We start from the raw sequence: 15,470 nt of genomic DNA, 5'->3' as shown, positions 1-15,470 counted from the left end.
CAGGGGTTGCCGGGGGGGCTTCCGGTCTGTCACACGGGCATGGTCTATTGAGCGTCCGGCTCCTTCGGCGGGGGCGGCGGTGTCTGCATCGAGTTGACGGCCTCCTTAATGAGGACGCCCAAGGCTGCCAGCAGTGCCGCCTCCAACGCTTTCAGTAACGGGTTTCCTTGCTGATCATTCATACGCCTTCTCCTTGCTGGATGGCTCCCGACAAGGGGCCAGATGTGATGTATTCCATGGGATTCTCCTATGGTGTTGGTCTCATCTGGCTTATACCGGCGTTTGGTCTGAATGTTGCCTGCTCGTTTTCCTTGTGCTGGTGGGGTTTGGGATTGTTTTTGCCGGGCAATCAACCGGGCAAGATCGTTGCAATCTTCTCGGAATCTCTCCTTCGGGTGGCTGGTAAGCTCCCCCCTCGGTGCAGTAAATAGATAAGAGTCAGTGTAACTAAACGGGTATATATATCGGGCTGGAACAGCTGGAACACCAGACACATACCACCGAAAAGCCCATGAACACGCTGTCGGATGTGTCGATGAGACTCAAATCGACCAGACACATCACCCCGAAATGTGTCGATTGGCAGTCACTCGCGGCGGGGTCAGACGGTGATAGGCCAGATTACCGCTATGCCTCTGACTCAACCGCCAGCCAAGCCGCTCTGCTATCGCTTTAAGGTCTCGTCCCGGCTGAGCTGGATATCGTAGATACCCGGCTGGATCGCAGGTATAAGCACTCTGGGCAGAATCTCGCGTGATATCAAGATGTCGGCCATCACCCGGCTCTGCCATAGCCATCAACAGCCCTTGCAGGTACTCCTCCACGCTTAGGATGCGTCCCTGAGCACGACAGATGGTGGCCCACAGCTCTTGTTCCTCGTGCCGTATCCTGAGCGGTCTGAGGCCCGTCTGCTGCTCGATGTAGGCATCACGCTGGTGGTCTGCTTGGCGGTTCGCTGGCTCCAGATGATAGGCTTCATCAAACTCCAGCAAGTACACTTCCTGCCGGATCGGTTTGTCAAAATACTTCCCGTTTGGGTCGAACCACTGCAAATCTACCCGAAAATCCACCCGGTAAGGGTCGCAATCGAACTGCGGGATCACCTCCATTCGCAAACCCGGTTGCTGCATTTGAAAGTAAGTAACCAGCGGGGCCAAGTATTCCACATAAAATGCAGCCTCATGGCGGCTTTGCCTTTCATCATGTGGTAACTCCAGCCCGGTAAGCTGCTCGATCTCCGCTATTAGCCTCAGGTTTAAGTGAGAGCTGGGGCCATAGGTCAACACAGCCAAGGCTTGTAAGGGAGTCCACGTCCCCAATCCATTATCCGGTTCGGGAACCTCCGGAAGGTCGAGTCCCTGCACCTGCTGGATGTTGGCGATTGCCCGCTTGACGTACTGACTGAATCGTCGAGTGCTTCGCTGACTGAATCCAGGAATCTGCGAGAGCAATGCTTTTGGGTCGATGCCCCTCTGTGAGTGGTGCCCAACAAAGATGCCTACCACGTCCAACTCCCCTTGTAATGCCTTCACTTTGACTCTTGTAAACTCAAGTCCTCAAACTCATCATCCAGACCGCTGGACGCATCTTTCCGATGTGACTCATACTCATCGGTCTCACCCTTCACCCACGCAGCATCAATATAGGGAGCCTCTGAGGTTGTCCTTAACAACTCCTCACCACTGAGATCTCTAACGCTACTACCTGCCAGCTTGGGTTTGAAAGCTTGCTCTAGCATGAATTTATCATCTAGCCCCTTAAATACTGCGGCCAGATCATAACCATCGTAGCTAAATTTGATCTCTTTCAGCACTGCTTTCAATTGGCTATTAAATAGTTGACGCTGCTCAGTGCTGATCAGTTCTTCTGGTTTCAGTAGATTGAGAATAGTTTTTTCTGACAGCTCTAGGCTCATGAGCTCGCTCTCAATTTCGTGTATTTTTTCCTCTAAGGCTTCGCAGTTAGCTTTAATCTTTACAAATTCTTTTCGAAAAGTAGCATCATCATCAAAATCTAATATGGATTGAGCTGCTTTACTCTTCTTTCTACTCTCAACATCGAGCTGAGCAGTCAATGTGGCCAACTGTTCTTTTAGAGATAAAACCTTCTCATTCTCCCCCACCCGTCTTTGCATTACTTCTGATAGAATGCAGACTGCTTGTAATAACTGAGGCTCAACTTTGTTATAGAGCATGTTTGGCAGATTGCACCCTGTGATATTCTGCTTAGGACAAACAAGATAGTTGCGAGGGCTCCCTACTCGTCCTTTATTTTGGTAGCGTAACGCCTCCCCACACTGACAACGAAGTATACCGCTAAAGAGGTTGTTATAAGTGCCTTTCCGATAGGAACCACTATGATTACTTCTCTGGCTGATAATATGCTGCACTTCGTTGAATAAAATTGGCTCGACTATTGCCGGATAATATCCCCAGATAGGGCTACCCTCCGGAATTCGCTTGCCATCCTTTATTTGATGTGGCTGAAATACCCCAATCACAGATTCGCTCTTAATAACCGCTTGAATGCCTGCTGGACGCCAGTCAGTTTCTTTTCCAAAAGTCTTATAACCCTTATCCAGAAAGATCTTGGCTATTTGCTCATAGCCACAGCCGGATTTGGCCAACTCAAACATCTCGTTCACAACGGCTGTTCGTTCGGGGATTGGCATGATCTTACCCTCCTCCCATTTCAGCCATGAGGGAAGACGAGAGTTTTTCATTACTTGATTGTTGTCTCTGGCCTGTTTGCGGCCTTTGTCCCAAGCTTTGCGACTACGGTCACTCTTAGTTTCTGACTCGTTATTAGCACGTACCATGAACATAATAGAAAGCAATAGATTTTGAGTCTCAACCTGCCCTGAGCGATACACCGCATTATCATCAAGGGTAACGATCACTATGCCTGCACTAATGATGGCAAGGAATTGACTTAGAGCTGCCTCAACAGCTTGTCGACTTAGGCGGTCTACTGACTCGACCAATAAATAAGAACCTTGCTCAATTTTTCCACTCTTCACTGCATCAAAGAAGCGACCCAAGGCTCCTTCCGTCATGTTAGCCCCACGAAATGCACTCGTACCAAGGTCATCAATCGTCTTCTCTACAAGCTGGAGATTGTGCTTGGCACAGTAGTCGGTAGCCTTCTGAAGCTGACGGTGATAACTGTCTCCCTGTGCCTGCTTTGGGGTACTGAATCGAATGTAGGAATACGCCTTCGGGGGACGGCTCATGACAACTCCTTTTACATTGGCCCACATTCAGGAAGTAGTGAACAAGGCTGAGAACTAAGATGAGGTGAGCCTACCAGAATGACGGCACTTCTAACAATATTCATTGTGTTTTTTTTTGCCAAACATCGATCATGTCGACCAATGCAAGCCTTCTACCATGGTGGCTAACCCAAAGCGGCCTCGTTTCCATGCGTGGAGATCGTCTGTATGCTACAGCCCATCAAACGGAACACGGTGAACCCCATGGAAAACAAGAGCGAATGTAAAGTCGTACTTTACGGCATTTCCCCCAAGAACTGCGACACCATCAAGAAAGCCCGCAAGTGGCTGGAGCAGGCCGGCATCGACTACCGCTTTCACGACCACCGTGCCGACGGCCTGAACCCGGCCGATCTCGACCGCTGGCTGAGCCAGCTCGGCTGGGAGGCGCTGCTCAACAGCCGCGGCACCACCTTTCGCGCCCTGCCGGACGAGGCCAAGCAGGGGCTCGACACCGCCAAGGCGCGCGCCCTGCTGCTGGAGCACCCGGCCATGATCAAGCGCCCGCTGCTGGACCGGGACGGCGAGCTGACCCTGGGCTTCAAGGCCGATCACTACCAATCCCTCTTCTCTCGTTAAACTTTTTTGCTAAGGAACGCTGATGTCGGATGTCATCGCACTGGCCAAGGATCTGATCCGCCGCCCCTCCGTTACCCCGCTGGATGAAGGGTGCCAGACCCTGATGGCGGAGCGCCTCGCCAAGCTCGGCTTCGTCATCGAACCCATGGTGTTCGAAGACACCACCAACCTCTGGGCCCGCCGCGGCAGCGAGGGGCCGCTGTTCTGCTTCGCCGGTCACACCGACGTGGTGCCCGCCGGCCCGCTGGACAAATGGCACACCCCGCCGTTCGAGCCGACCATCCAGGATGGCGTGCTCTACGGGCGCGGTGCCGCCGACATGAAGGGCTCGCTGGCCGCCATGGTGGTGGCGGTCGAGCGCTTTGTGGCCGAGCATCCGGATCACACCGGGTCGATCGCCTTCCTGATCACCTCCGATGAAGAGGGGCCCTTCATCAACGGCACCACCCGGGTGATCGACACCCTGGAAGCGCGCCACGAGAAGATCACCTGGTGCATCGTTGGCGAGCCCTCCTCCACCGCCGTGGTGGGGGACGTGGTGAAGAATGGCCGACGCGGCTCCATCACCGGCGATCTGCTGGTGCGCGGGGTGCAGGGCCACGTCGCCTACCCCCATCTGGCGGACAATCCCATTCACAAAGCCGCGCCGGCGCTGGCCGAGCTCGCCGCCACCGTGTGGGATGAGGGCAACGCCTACTTCCCCCCCACCAGCTTCCAGATCGCCAACATCTCGGCGGGCACCGGTGCCTCCAACGTCATTCCCGGCGAATTGCACGTCCAGTTCAACTTCCGCTTCAGCACCGAACTGACCGACCAGGATATCCGCGAGCGGGTCGAAGCCCTGCTGGACAGGCACGGTCTGGATTACCAGATCGACTGGACCCTCTCCGGCCAACCCTTCCTCACCGACACCGGCAAGCTGCTGGCGGCGGCGGTCTCCGCCATCGAGGCGGTGAACGGCCAGCAGCCGGCCCTGCTCACCACGGGGGGAACGTCCGATGGGCGCTTTATCGCCCCCACCGGCGCCGAAGTGATCGAGCTGGGCCCGGTCAACGCCACCATCCACAAGGTGAACGAGTGCGTGAAGGCGGACGACCTGGATCTGCTGGCAGACATGTACCAAGGGGTGCTCGCGAGGTTGCTGGCATGACCCAGGAGCAACTGCTGGGGCTGGATGGAGGTCACCTCATCCAGGTGGGTCAAGGCCCGCACCGGCTGACGGCCGCCACCGCGGCGGCCTTCAACGACATGCAGGTGGCCGCCGCCCACGCCGGTTTCAACCTGCAGCCTGCCTCCAGCTGGCGCGGCTTTGATCGCCAGCTCGCCATCTGGAACGGCAAGTGGCGCGGCGAGCGGCCGCTGCTCGATGCCCACAGCCAGCCCATCGACGCCCTGCAACTGAGCGACGAGGAGCTCCTCCACGCCATCCTGCGCTGGAGCGCCCTGCCCGGCACCAGTCGCCACCACAGGGGCACCGATCTCGACATCTATGACCCGGACTGCCTGCCCGCCGGCACCAGGCTGGCGCTGGAGCCCTGGGAGTATGAAGCCGGCGGCTGGTTCGCCGACCTGAGCGAGTGGCTTGAGGATCGCATGAACGACTTCGGCTTCTTCCTGCCTTACGCCAAGCCGGCCGGTGCCGGCAGCGGCGTCGCCTACGAGCCCTGGCACATCAGCTTTGCGCCTGAGTCCCGCGAGCAGCGGCTCGACCCGGCCGCGCTGGCACTTTGTCTGCAACAGGCGGATATTGAAGGCAAGGCGACCATACTGGCCAACCTCGACGAGATCCTGGCCCGCTATGTCACCCTGGCCACCGACGAAAGGAGTAGCACATGAACCTCTGGCTCTGGATAGGCTTGCCACTGCTCTTCCTGCTCGGCCTGTTTCTCAACGCCATCAAGGACATGAAGCGACTGGAGAAAGAGCTGCCCCGCTACAAGGACAAGATCCGGGAAGTGAAGGACGACGAGGACGACTGACTCGAGTCCGCCGACAGGGGCACCCACGGGTGCCCCTGTCGCTATCTGTCCACTTTGTGAACATGGTCACGTTGCTCATCACGCTGGCGACGCCGACGACCCCCTTTTGATGGCCAGAACCCTTCGCAGCCATGACACCGAAAATGTAAAAAACTGCAAATAAATGCACAATTAAGCCACACCGAGCCCAACAAACTGCATATAATGTGCCTGATTTGCATTTTGACAGAAGGAGTTCGCCATTGGATGCCGTCACCATCAACAGTTTTTTCCTCGTCGCGGCCTTGTTGGTGGGCGCCAGTGTCCTGTTGAGCGCGCTCTCCTCCCGTCTCGGTATCCCCATTCTGGTGATCTTCCTCGCCGTCGGCATGCTGGCCGGTGAAGATGGCCCCGGCGGCATTCACTTCGCCGACTACTCCATCGCCTATCTGGTGGGCAACCTGGCGCTCGCCATCATCCTGCTCGACGGCGGCATGCGCACCCGAGTCTCCTCGTTTCGGGTGGCGCTCTGGCCGGCGCTGTCGCTGGCCACGGTCGGGGTGGCCATCACCACCGGCCTCACGGGCCTCGCCGCAGCCTGGCTGTTTGACCTCAACCTGATGCAGGGGATGCTGATCGGCGCCATCGTCGGCTCCACCGATGCGGCGGCGGTGTTCTCCCTGCTCGGCGGGCGCAGTCTCAACGAGCGGGTCAGCGCCACCCTGGAGATAGAGTCAGGCAGCAACGACCCCATGGCGGTGTTTCTCACCGTCACCCTGATCGAGGTGCTGGCCAGCGCCCAGCAAGACCTCAACGCCGGCTTTCTGCTGCTGCAGCTGCTCAAGCAGTTCGGGCTGGGCGCCGGCATCGGCCTTGGCGGCGGCTGGCTGCTGTGGAAGCTCATCAACAGCGCCAAGCTGGCCCCCGGTCTCTACCCGCTGCTCACCGTCAGCGGCGGCCTGCTCATCTTCGCCCTCACCACGGCGGTGGGCGGCAGCGGCATCCTCGCCATCTATCTCACCGGCCTCTTGCTCGGCAACCTCTCCCTGCGCAGCCGCAGCACCACCTTGTCGGTGCTGGACGGCCTGACCTGGCTCAGCCAGATCGGCATGTTCCTGGTACTGGGGCTGCTTGCCTCCCCCACAAGCTGCTGCCCATCGCCCTGCCGGCGCTGGCGCTGGCCATGTGGATGATCCTGTTCGCCCGCCCCATCTCGGTCTGGATCGGGCTGCTGCCGTTCAAGAACTTCGCCCCCCGCGAACGCTGGTTCATCTCCTGGGTCGGCCTGCGCGGCGCGGTGCCGATCATTCTGGCGGTGTTCCCCATGATGGCGGGGCTGCCCAACGCCCAGCTCTACTTCAATGTCGCCTTCTTCGTGGTGCTGGTCTCGCTCATCTTGCAAGGCAGCTCGCTGCCGCTGGCCTCCAGGCTGGCGCGGGTGGAGGTGCCGGCGCCCCCCTCGCCCATCAACCGCTCCGGGCTCGAGATCGATCTCGACAGCCAGTGGGAGACCTTCGTCTATCGCCTGAGCGACGAGAAGTGGTGCATCGGCTCGCCCCTGCGGGATCTGCGCATGCCCAAGGGTACCCGCATCTGCGCCCTGTTCCGGGATCAGGAGCTGCTGCACCCCTCGGGCAGTACCTGTCTGCAATCCGATGACATCCTCTGCGTCATCGGCCACGAGCGCGACCTGCCCGCCCTCGGCCAGCTGTTCAGCCAGGCGCCGGAGCAGGATCTGGGCCCGCGCTTCTTCGGCGACTTCCTGCTGGAGGCGGCCGCCAACCTGGTGGATCTCGCCCCGCTCTATGGGCTGGATGTGAGCGAGGTGGCGGATCAGACCCTTGGCCATTTCATTGCCCACCAGTTGGGCGATAATCTGGTGGTCGGCGACCACGTCGAATGGCAGGGACTGATCTGGACCGTGGCCGAAATGGACGAGGGTGAGCCCCGCAAGATCGGGGTGCGCTTTCTGGAAGAAGATCCGGTCTGATCGTCGTTGTCTGCCTCGTCCTCTGCGAGAAGGGAGTTACCTATGCCTTACCAAACCCTGTTGTCCGGCTTGCAACCCCCTTCGCCCCAGCTGGGGGTGATCGAGGGCTTCTTTGGCAAGGGCTGGAGCTGGGAAGCCCGCGCCCGCTATGCCCAGTGGCTGCCCCGCCACGGTTACGGCTTCTATCTCTATGCCCCCAAGGAAGATGGCTACCTGCGCAAGCACTGGGCCAAGCCCTGGCCTGCCGCCCAGCTCGAGGCGCTGCGCCAGCTCGCCCGCCAGTGCCGCGACAACGGCCTCGCCTTCGGGGTGGGCCTGAGCCCCATGGGCGCGCACCACGACTATGCCCGCCAGCGGCCCGCCTTGCTGGAAAAGGTGCGGCTCATCGAGGATGAGCTCAAACCCGACATCCTAGCCGTGCTGTTTGACGACATGAAGGGGGATACCCCGGATCTCGCCCACTGGCAGCTCACCATCGCCCACGACATCGCGGCCCACACCCGCGCAGGCCGCTTGCTCTTCTGCCCCAGCTACTACAGCACAGACCCTGTGCTGGAGAAGGTGTTCGGCGCCATGCCGCCCCACTATCTGCAGGATCTGGGGCAGGGGCTGGACAAGCGCTTCGACATCTTCTGGACCGGCCCCAAAGTCTGCTCCAGCGACTATCCGGTAGCCCACCTCAAGCAGGTGGCCGAGTGGCTGCATCGCAAGCCGTTCCTGTGGGACAACTACCCGGTCAACGACGGCAGCAAGGCCAGCAGCTTCCTGCACCTGCGCGCCTTCGAGAACCGTCCGGCAGAACTCGCCGAGCTGACCTCGGGCCACGCGGTCAACCCCATGAAGCAGGCGGCGCTGTCGGTACTGCCGCTGGCCACCCTGCCGATGAGCTACAAGCTCGGCAAACAGTACGATCCGGACAAGGCGCTGCACGCCTCCCTCAATGCCACCTGCGGCCCGCAGATCTCTGCCATGATCCAGGCCGATCTGCCGCTGTTTCAGGACATAGGGCTGGCCCAGCTGACCCCTGAGCAGGTGGCCCATCTCAAGGCTCGCTACCTGCCGTTTCGCGACCAAGCCTGCGTCGGCGAGATCCTGCGCTGGCTGGATGGCGAATACGTGTTCGACCCGGACTGCCTGACCGACTGACCCCACTACAGAGACCCTGCCACAGGAGGCTGCATGGATGCGTCCCTGATTTACCAGAACCTGGCGGTGATCGCCGCCTTTCTGCTGGTCTACAGCCTGATCGCCGGGCGCTTTGAATCGCGCCTCGTCAACGGCCCCCTGCTGTTTCTGCTGATGGGCTGGCTGCTTGGGCCGGGCGGCATCGAGCTGCTCTCCCTCTCCATCGACAGCGACGGCATCAAGCTGTTGGCGGAGCTGACCCTGGTCATCGTGCTGTTCAGCGACGCGGCCAACACCAACTGGCAGGTGCTGCTGGCCAACCGCGCCCTGCCCATCCGGCTGCTGCTGATCGGGTTGCCGCTCACCTTGGCGGCCGGCGCCCTGTTCGGTCACTGGCTCTTCCCCGACTTGCCGCTGCTGGAGATGGCGATCCTCTCCACCATACTCGCCCCCACCGATGCGGCGCTCGGCAAGGCGGTGGTGAGCAACCCGGCGGTGCCCGCCCCCATCCGGGAGGGACTCAACCAGGAGAGCGGCCTCAACGACGGCATCTGCGTGCCTGTGCTGCTCCTGCTGCTCGCCCTCATCGCCCCCACCGAGCAGCACAGCGGCACCGGCCTGCTGGCTCTCACCTTGCTGCTGGAGGAGATCGGCATCGGCCTGCTGGTAGCCTGGGGGCTGACCAGCCTCACCCTGCGCCTGCTCAAGACCTCCTACCTCAACGGCTGGCAGCTGCCGCTCTGGCGCCAGCTCACCATGCCGGGGCTGGCCCTGCTCTGCTTCGCGCTGGCCCAGACCCTGGGCGGCAGCGGTTTTATCGCTGCCTTCGTCGGCGGCCTGCTGATCGGCCGCAAACTGGGGGAGCACAAACACGCCTACCTAGACAGCTGCGAGGGGTACGGTGATCTGCTCTCGGTGGTGATCTGGATGGTGTTCGGCGCCACCTTGATGCCCATGCTGACGGAGCTGCTGCACTGGCAATACTGGCTCTATGCCGCCGCCAGCCTCACCCTGCTGCGCATGCTGCCGGTCTGGCTGAGTCTGCTCGGCACCGGCCTCAAGCCAGAGCTCAAGCTCTTCATCGGCTGGTTCGGCCCGCGGGGGCTGGCCAGCATCGTCTTTGCGGTGATGGTGCTGCAGCACGAGCCGACCCTCCTCGGCCAGCGCCCCATCATCGCCACCGTGCTCTGCACCATCATCCTGAGCGTCATCCTGCACGGCATCAGCGCCAACCCCTGGGTCGCCCGCTTCAAGCCCCATTGATCCATTGGGGGGATACGCCGCCAACGAAAAAGCCCCGGGCATTACCCCGGGGCTTTTCTTTATGAGGCTATCAGGCACCAGGCGCGCCCGTGCCGGCCACACTCGCCCCCTCAGCCTCGGCCCGGTAGACCAGGATCCCCGGCTTGTTCTGCACGTACTCCAGGAAGGGGGAGTCCACCACCTGCATGTTGCTCGAGAGGGAGGAGGCATTGCGCAGCACGGGGCCGTTCTCGCCACGGATGAAGATGCCGGTGTGGGTCACGTCGAGCCCGGCGAGATCAGTATAGATGCCGATGTAGTCGCCCTCTTCCAGCAGGCTCAGGGTGTTCTTGTCGATGCTGGCGGAGGGAATGTAGGTGATGTCCCGCGCCGTCACCCCCAGCCCAGGAATGTAGTGGCCGCCATCCGCCTTCTGGTTGAGCTGCTTGGCCGTGGTCACCACGGCGCCCCCCACCAGATGGGTCACATCGTTCACCTTGTTGTCGCCATGCACCCAGTCAGAGAAGAAGTGCTTTCTGGTCAGGTAGTTGACCTCGCCGTTCACGTAACGAGTGTGCATCACGTTCTCGATGAAGTGATGCACACTCGTTGCGCGACGCAGTGACTCGACGTAATCCAGATAGGTGAAGCAATCGAGCCCGCCAAAATCCACCACCAGCTGCTCCTGGGTATCGCTCGAGCCGACCAGCCGGTTGGCAACGTAGGGATTGCCCAGAAAGAGCCCGGAGAAATCCTTGATCGACTGACCCGGCGAGCCCTGCTGCCGGGCAAACAACTCGATAAGCTGCGGCTCCTCGATGTTGTAAAAATCGAGGTTCCTCTCTTTGCCGGCGACCGCCGCGCCGGCAAACAGCAGCAATGCAACGCTGGTTAGCCTCATCATCCTTAATTCTCCTTGCTCAGAATGTTAAAAACGGACCGTTTGCACCCTCTTGCTGCTGCAAGCGAATGCCATTCGAGACTGACGATATTGCGGCCGTTTGCAAACCGGATAAATGTAAGCAAATGTGGCCAGCCTTCCCCATCCCGCCCCAATCACCGCATCCATGGTCGCTCCTTGTAGCCGCAGGCATCACGAAAAAGCCCTGCGGGGCGGGGCTTTATGGCAGAGTCAGGCCAGCTGGCAAGCGATGGCGTCAACCCAGCGCCAGCCAGACCCCGACGCCAAACATCAGGGAGCCGGCGATCCGGTTCATCAGGGTGACGTTGCCGCTCTTGGCGAGGAAGTGGCGCAAGGTGCGGCCACCGCTGGCGTAGAGCAGCAGGCAGGAGAACTCGATGACCAGGATCAGGGCCACCAGGGCGCTGATCTGCGGCGCCATCGGCTTGGCCGCGTTGATGAAAGGGGGCAGCAGGGAGACCATGAAAGCCCACCCCTTGGGGTTGGCGATGGCAGTGACGAAACCCTGCATGGCCAGCGCCAGGGGACGGGTCTCCTGGGCCGCCGACAGATCCGCCGGGATGGCCAGCTTGCCTTTGGCCTGCCACATCTGGATGCCGAGCCAGATGAGATAGGCGCCGCCCACGTATTTGAAGGCGGCAAACAGCGCCGGGTAGTTGAGCATGACGGCCGCCACCCCGATCACCGACAGCACCGACACCAGGCCGACCCCGATGAGCTCGCCCCACATCATGTGCAGGGTGCGGCGCACCCCCAGACTCATGCCGAGGGTCATCGCCAGGGTCATGCACATGCCGGGGGTCACGGAGACAAAAAAGAACGTGGGAATAAACAGCGCCAGAATGGCGGGATCGATCCAGTCGGACACACTACACCTCCATGGTAACAGACCGACGATCTTGCCTATCACATTCATTTAACACAAGAAAAAACCTTTTCGTTCAGCATGATTTCAGCCATAAAAACCTGTGACAAGGTTTGTCGCGCCTGTGTAAGATGCCGCCTTGTTCCTCTTCTGGGTCAGGATCTTTCATGTCATTGAATAATCTCTCTATCCGTCTGCAAGTACTCATTCCTCTCCTGCTCGCCAGCCTGCTGATGATCCTGATGATCGGGATCGGCAAGCAGGACATCGACAGCGCCATCGGCGACATGAACGACACCACCGTCAGCGTGACCCGTCACAAGGACGACATCGCCACCCTGATCCACGCCACCTACCGGCTGCGCACCACCGCCATCTATGGCCTCTACGACCCCGAACGCTTTGCCACGCTGCCCGGTGACCTGACCGCCGCCGAGCAGGAAATCGGTACCATCCTGGCCAGACTGGTCATCACCGGCGCCGAGCAGGACAACAGCCGGGTGGCAGCCGCCCTGCAGGCCTACCTCGGCCACACCCGCAACAACATGCTGCCGCTGCTGGCCGCCAAGCACCAGGGCAGCGGCGATCCCGCCGCCTACGAGCAGGCCCGCCTGCGCTTTCGCGAGCTGGGGGAAGATCTCATCAAGCAGATCGATGCCATGTCCGCCCACATCAACCAGCTGATCCAGGATGAGATCGCCCAGGAGCAGGCCCACTACCACACCACCCTGCTGCGCACCCTGCTGCTGATGGGGGCTGCCCTGCTGGCCGCCCTGTTTGGCGGCTGGTGGCTGTCCGGCCGGATAGTGCGCCCCATCGGCCAGCTGCAGCAGGTGATGCGCGCCGTGGCCCAGGGCCGCTTCAACGTGCGCGCCGCCGCCGACGGCGACAACGAGCTGAGCCAGCTGGCCGCCGACATCAACCAGACTCTGACCCAGCTTGGCAACACCATCCAGACCCTGACCGGTATCAGCGGCAACGTGGCCTCCGCCGCCACCGAGCTCGCCGCCGTGATGACCCAGTCCGAAGCCAACGCCCAGCAACAGCGCAGCGAGACCGAGCAGGTCGCCTCCGCCGTCACCGAGCTGGCCAGCACCGCCGACAACGTCAACCACAACGCCGCCCTGGCCGATGAACTGGCGCGCGATGCCAACGACAGGGTCGAGCAGGGGCTGACGCTGTTTGCCGAGAGCATCCAGGCCAACAGCCGCATGGCGGGCAGCCTCGAGAGCGCCGCCGCGCAGGTGGCCCAACTCAAGTCCCAGTCCGAGCAGATCGGCAAGGTGATCGAGGTTATTCAGGGGATTTCGGAGCAAACCAATCTGCTGGCGCTCAACGCCGCCATCGAGGCCGCCCGTGCCGGCGAAACCGGCCGCGGCTTTGCGGTGGTGGCCGACGAGGTACGCATGCTGGCGGCCCGTACCCAGGACTCCACCAAGGAGATCCAGGCCATCATCGAGCAGTTGCAGAGCCAGTCCCAGTCGGCCAACAGCGGCGTGCAGGAGACCCTCGCCATCCTGGCCCACAACCAGCAGCTCTCCGGCGAGGTGCAGGCGCTGCTGGGTGGCATCACCGAAGCGGTCAACCAGATCAACGGTGCCAACGCCCAGGTGGCCACCGCCGCCGAGGAGCAATCCTGCGTCACCGCCGACATCAACCGCAACATCACCAACATCCACGAGATCGTCAACCAGAACGCGGCTGGCATCAGCCAGAGTGCCGCCGCCAGTCACGAACTGTCACAGCTCGCCGAGCAGCAGCGCAAGCAGCTGGCCCAGTTCCAGCTGTAACCACGCCCTCGTGAGCACAGCAAGGCCCCGGATCCGGGGCCTTGCTGTTAATGAAGCTGACGGCTTGTTGTTGTTTTAAACACTCTTTTTTATAACATGGCTTCATTGGGGGCTGGGCTACCTCACCAAATGTGGGTATGGTAGAGGCACGTCACTCCCCCTCATGCGAGATCATCATGAAGCTGTCCTTCAAGAAACCGGCCTTCATCGGCCTCGGGCTCATCGCCCTCGTCTCCGCCATCTGGCTCGATTTCTATCTGCCGGAGCACACCATCGCTACCATCACCGGGGTCGAGGTGAAACGCACCGACAAGGATGGCCCCATCAGTCAGAAGAACCCGGCCGACGGTCCCACCACCGACGTCTACTACATCTATACCGAGCGGCCCGGCGAGAAGATCCGCGTGTTCCGCAACGAAGATACCGAGTGGGGCTGGCCCTTCTACTTCAAGTTCAACGCCGCCGACGTGCAGGCCAAGGCCAAGTCGATGGAGTTCGAAAAACGGCTGGCCATCATTACCTCCTACGGCTGGCGCATCAACATGTTCTCCATGTTCCCCAACGTCACCAAGATTGAGAGCACCGAGCCCGATGCCTCCACCTGGAGCTTCTTCCGCTGGTTCTGGTTCGGCATCTGGGCCCTGGTGATGGGCAAGGCCGCCATCGCGACCTGGCGCTACTTCGATCGGCTCGAGGACGAGATATGAGCGACGCCGCTTGCCGGAGGAACGGACAATGAGTGAGCCGAGCAAGACGCGCACCAGCTTCTATCGCCGGCTCTACGTGGCCTGGCTCATCAGCCAGGGCACGGATACGGTGCCGGCCATCATGGAGGCGACCGGCATGCCGCGCCGCACCGCGCAGGATACGCTCAGCGCCCTGGCCGAGCTGGACATCAGCTGCGGCTTCGAGCAGACCGAGGGGGCTCGTCATCTGCAGGGGCACTATCGCATCAGTGACTGGGGACCCATCAATCCTGCCTGGATCGCGGCCCAGCTGCCAGCCATCAAGGAAACTCTGGGGTACCCCTGAGGTCGTCTGTGACTGGGGGACAATCCGAGCAATCCTGCCTGGATAAAGGCCCAACTGCCGGCCATCAAGGAGACATTGGGTTATCCCTAAGGTCGTCTGTGACTGGGGCAAGCCAATCCACCAAATAAAGAAGGGCCAGCCGACAAGGCTGGCCCTTCTTTTATCTTGTCAGCCTGGCAGTGGCCCGGCCGACAGAGCCCTCACTCGGGGAAAGGCTCCTCCGGCAGCGGATCCTGGGTCTCCCCCTTGGTGCAGTCGATGATGGAGCGCTTGGGGTTGTTGGGGTCACGCAACAGCAGGGGCGCCAGCCCGGCGTCGTGCTGCTGCTCGTCGGAAAACTCGCTGCCATAGGCGTTGTGGGTCAGACGCCGCGCATTGGCGATGGGGGTATCCACGAACAGGGCGTGCACCTCGAAGGTGGACGAGGGGATGAGAAAGCCGCTGATGGGCAGACCGTGCAGATCCTGGCGGGTCTTGTACCAGGCAAAGCCGTCCGTCACCTTGTAGGGGGTGAAGTGTTTGAGCTGCGGGTGCACCGGCTGGCCGGTCTCACTGTCGAGATAGAGATCGTCCAGCTCGCAGGTCGCCAGCCCCTGCCACATCGACTCGAACGGCGTGGCACACCCCGTCAGTTGCAACCCGGCCAGCAGTGCCAACCCTGTCTTCCACATCGCTTCGCCCCTTCTTGCAAGAGTG

15 protein-coding genes and 1 pseudogene are annotated in these 15,470 nt (G+C 60.9%); 10 read left to right on the top strand and 6 right to left on the bottom strand.

Going from position 1 to position 15,470, the window contains the following annotated elements; translation table 11 throughout:
- Window positions 1-44: 44 nt before the first annotated feature.
- The 3 genes from E5E97_RS12340 to E5E97_RS12330 form a co-directional block, all read right to left on the bottom strand.
- Window positions 45-182 (bottom strand): hypothetical protein, encoded by a 138-nt coding sequence (locus E5E97_RS12340; protein ID WP_171280324.1) that lies wholly within the window; start codon window positions 180-182, stop codon window positions 45-47.
- 378 nt (window positions 183-560) lie between these two features.
- Window positions 561-1,532, bottom strand: coding sequence for a hypothetical protein (locus tag E5E97_RS12335; RefSeq protein ID WP_043851303.1), 972 nt, complete (start codon window positions 1,530-1,532; stop codon window positions 561-563).
- Window positions 1,529-3,232, bottom strand: a complete 1,704-nt coding sequence (locus E5E97_RS12330) for a recombinase family protein (RefSeq protein WP_171280323.1) — start codon at window positions 3,230-3,232, stop codon at window positions 1,529-1,531. Before E5E97_RS12330 ends, E5E97_RS12335 begins: the two co-directional genes overlap by 4 nt.
- A 243-nt stretch (window positions 3,233-3,475) precedes the next feature.
- Here E5E97_RS12330 and E5E97_RS12325 point away from each other — a divergent pair, with 243 nt between their 5' ends.
- The 7 genes and pseudogenes from E5E97_RS12325 (at window position 3,476) to E5E97_RS12295 (ending at window position 10,186) form a co-directional block, all read left to right on the top strand.
- Complete coding sequence (locus E5E97_RS12325; RefSeq protein ID WP_101151046.1) at window positions 3,476-3,850, top strand: ArsC family reductase; 375 nt, start codon at window positions 3,476-3,478, stop codon at window positions 3,848-3,850.
- A gap of 22 nt (window positions 3,851-3,872) precedes the next feature.
- Entirely contained in the window at window positions 3,873-5,000 is a 1,128-nt protein-coding gene (dapE, locus tag E5E97_RS12320; protein WP_171280322.1) for a succinyl-diaminopimelate desuccinylase, read from the top strand.
- The gene (locus tag E5E97_RS12315; RefSeq protein WP_118881576.1) at window positions 4,997-5,686 is read left to right on the top strand and encodes a M15 family metallopeptidase; all 690 of its coding nucleotides are present in this window, start codon (window positions 4,997-4,999) and stop codon (window positions 5,684-5,686) included. Before dapE ends, E5E97_RS12315 begins: the two co-directional genes overlap by 4 nt.
- Window positions 5,683-5,829 carry a hypothetical protein gene (locus E5E97_RS12310; RefSeq protein ID WP_005298986.1) on the top strand — a complete coding sequence of 49 codons (147 nt, stop codon included), beginning with the start codon at window positions 5,683-5,685 and terminating at the stop codon, window positions 5,827-5,829. The genes E5E97_RS12315 and E5E97_RS12310 overlap by 4 nt, the downstream gene beginning before the upstream one ends.
- A 242-nt stretch (window positions 5,830-6,071) precedes the next feature.
- Window positions 6,072-7,798, top strand: a pseudogene (locus tag E5E97_RS12305) (potassium/proton antiporter).
- A 42-nt stretch (window positions 7,799-7,840) separates the two neighbouring features.
- Window positions 7,841-8,944: a beta-N-acetylglucosaminidase domain-containing protein gene (locus E5E97_RS12300; RefSeq protein ID WP_171280321.1), complete on the top strand. Its 1,104-nt coding sequence runs from the start codon at window positions 7,841-7,843 to the stop codon at window positions 8,942-8,944.
- Between the two features lie 33 nt (window positions 8,945-8,977).
- A complete protein-coding gene (locus E5E97_RS12295) occupies window positions 8,978-10,186 on the top strand; it encodes a sodium:proton antiporter (protein ID WP_171280320.1) in 1,209 nt (402 codons plus the stop codon).
- 70 nt (window positions 10,187-10,256) lie between these two features.
- On the opposite strand, the gene E5E97_RS12290 is transcribed toward E5E97_RS12295, so the two are convergent.
- Together E5E97_RS12290 and E5E97_RS12285 are read right to left on the bottom strand one after the other, a co-directional pair.
- Window positions 10,257-11,069 carry a DUF1460 domain-containing protein gene (locus E5E97_RS12290; protein ID WP_171280319.1) on the bottom strand — a complete coding sequence of 271 codons (813 nt, stop codon included), beginning with the start codon at window positions 11,067-11,069 and terminating at the stop codon, window positions 10,257-10,259.
- A 253-nt stretch (window positions 11,070-11,322) separates the two neighbouring features.
- Entirely contained in the window at window positions 11,323-11,955 is a 633-nt protein-coding gene (locus E5E97_RS12285; RefSeq protein ID WP_011705371.1) for a LysE family translocator, read from the bottom strand.
- A gap of 164 nt (window positions 11,956-12,119) precedes the next feature.
- Here E5E97_RS12285 and E5E97_RS12280 point away from each other — a divergent pair, with 164 nt between their 5' ends.
- The 3 genes from E5E97_RS12280 (at window position 12,120) to E5E97_RS12270 (ending at window position 14,774) form a co-directional block, all read left to right on the top strand.
- The gene (locus E5E97_RS12280; protein WP_171280318.1) at window positions 12,120-13,742 is read left to right on the top strand and encodes a methyl-accepting chemotaxis protein; all 1,623 of its coding nucleotides are present in this window, start codon (window positions 12,120-12,122) and stop codon (window positions 13,740-13,742) included.
- Between the two features lie 176 nt (window positions 13,743-13,918).
- A complete protein-coding gene (locus E5E97_RS12275) occupies window positions 13,919-14,449 on the top strand; it encodes a DUF1523 family protein (protein WP_016350163.1) in 531 nt (176 codons plus the stop codon).
- Window positions 14,450-14,477: 28 nt separating this feature from the next.
- On the top strand, window positions 14,478-14,774 hold the full coding sequence (locus E5E97_RS12270) for a helix-turn-helix domain-containing protein (RefSeq protein WP_029303501.1): 297 nt from the start codon (window positions 14,478-14,480) through the stop codon (window positions 14,772-14,774).
- Window positions 14,775-14,974: 200 nt separating this feature from the next.
- Here E5E97_RS12270 and E5E97_RS12265 read toward each other — a convergent pair whose 3' ends face one another.
- Complete coding sequence (locus E5E97_RS12265; protein WP_016350162.1) at window positions 14,975-15,445, bottom strand: hypothetical protein; 471 nt, start codon at window positions 15,443-15,445, stop codon at window positions 14,975-14,977.
- Between the last annotated feature and the right edge of the window lie 25 nt (window positions 15,446-15,470).

The sequence above is a fragment of the Aeromonas sp. 2692-1 genome (genome assembly GCF_013085505.1).
GTDB classification, from domain to species: Bacteria; Pseudomonadota; Gammaproteobacteria; order Enterobacterales; family Aeromonadaceae; genus Aeromonas; species Aeromonas hydrophila.
The sequence above is the reverse complement of the archived record's forward strand: the minus strand, read 5'-3'. Positions and strand labels throughout refer to the sequence as shown.

Bases quoted from the DNA above. Each gene is read 5' to 3' on its own strand.
- dapE (WP_171280322.1), top strand. From the start codon at position 3,873: ATGTCGGATGTCATCGCACTGGCCAAGGATCTGATCCGCCGCCCCTCC.
- E5E97_RS12340 (WP_171280324.1), bottom strand. From the start codon at position 182: ATGAATGATCAGCAAGGAAACCCGTTACTGAAAGCGTTGGAGGCGGCA.
- E5E97_RS12280 (WP_171280318.1), top strand. From the start codon at position 12,120: ATGTCATTGAATAATCTCTCTATCCGTCTGCAAGTACTCATTCCTCTC.
- E5E97_RS12300 (WP_171280321.1), top strand. From the start codon at position 7,841: ATGCCTTACCAAACCCTGTTGTCCGGCTTGCAACCCCCTTCGCCCCAG.
- E5E97_RS12295 (WP_171280320.1), top strand. From the start codon at position 8,978: ATGGATGCGTCCCTGATTTACCAGAACCTGGCGGTGATCGCCGCCTTT.
- E5E97_RS12275 (WP_016350163.1), top strand. From the start codon at position 13,919: ATGAAGCTGTCCTTCAAGAAACCGGCCTTCATCGGCCTCGGGCTCATC.
- E5E97_RS12325 (WP_101151046.1), top strand. From the start codon at position 3,476: ATGGAAAACAAGAGCGAATGTAAAGTCGTACTTTACGGCATTTCCCCC.
- E5E97_RS12330 (WP_171280323.1), bottom strand. From the start codon at position 3,232: ATGAGCCGTCCCCCGAAGGCGTATTCCTACATTCGATTCAGTACCCCA.
- E5E97_RS12315 (WP_118881576.1), top strand. From the start codon at position 4,997: ATGACCCAGGAGCAACTGCTGGGGCTGGATGGAGGTCACCTCATCCAG.
- E5E97_RS12310 (WP_005298986.1), top strand. From the start codon at position 5,683: ATGAACCTCTGGCTCTGGATAGGCTTGCCACTGCTCTTCCTGCTCGGC.
- E5E97_RS12270 (WP_029303501.1), top strand. From the start codon at position 14,478: ATGAGTGAGCCGAGCAAGACGCGCACCAGCTTCTATCGCCGGCTCTAC.
- E5E97_RS12290 (WP_171280319.1), bottom strand. From the start codon at position 11,069: ATGATGAGGCTAACCAGCGTTGCATTGCTGCTGTTTGCCGGCGCGGCG.
- E5E97_RS12265 (WP_016350162.1), bottom strand. From the start codon at position 15,445: ATGTGGAAGACAGGGTTGGCACTGCTGGCCGGGTTGCAACTGACGGGG.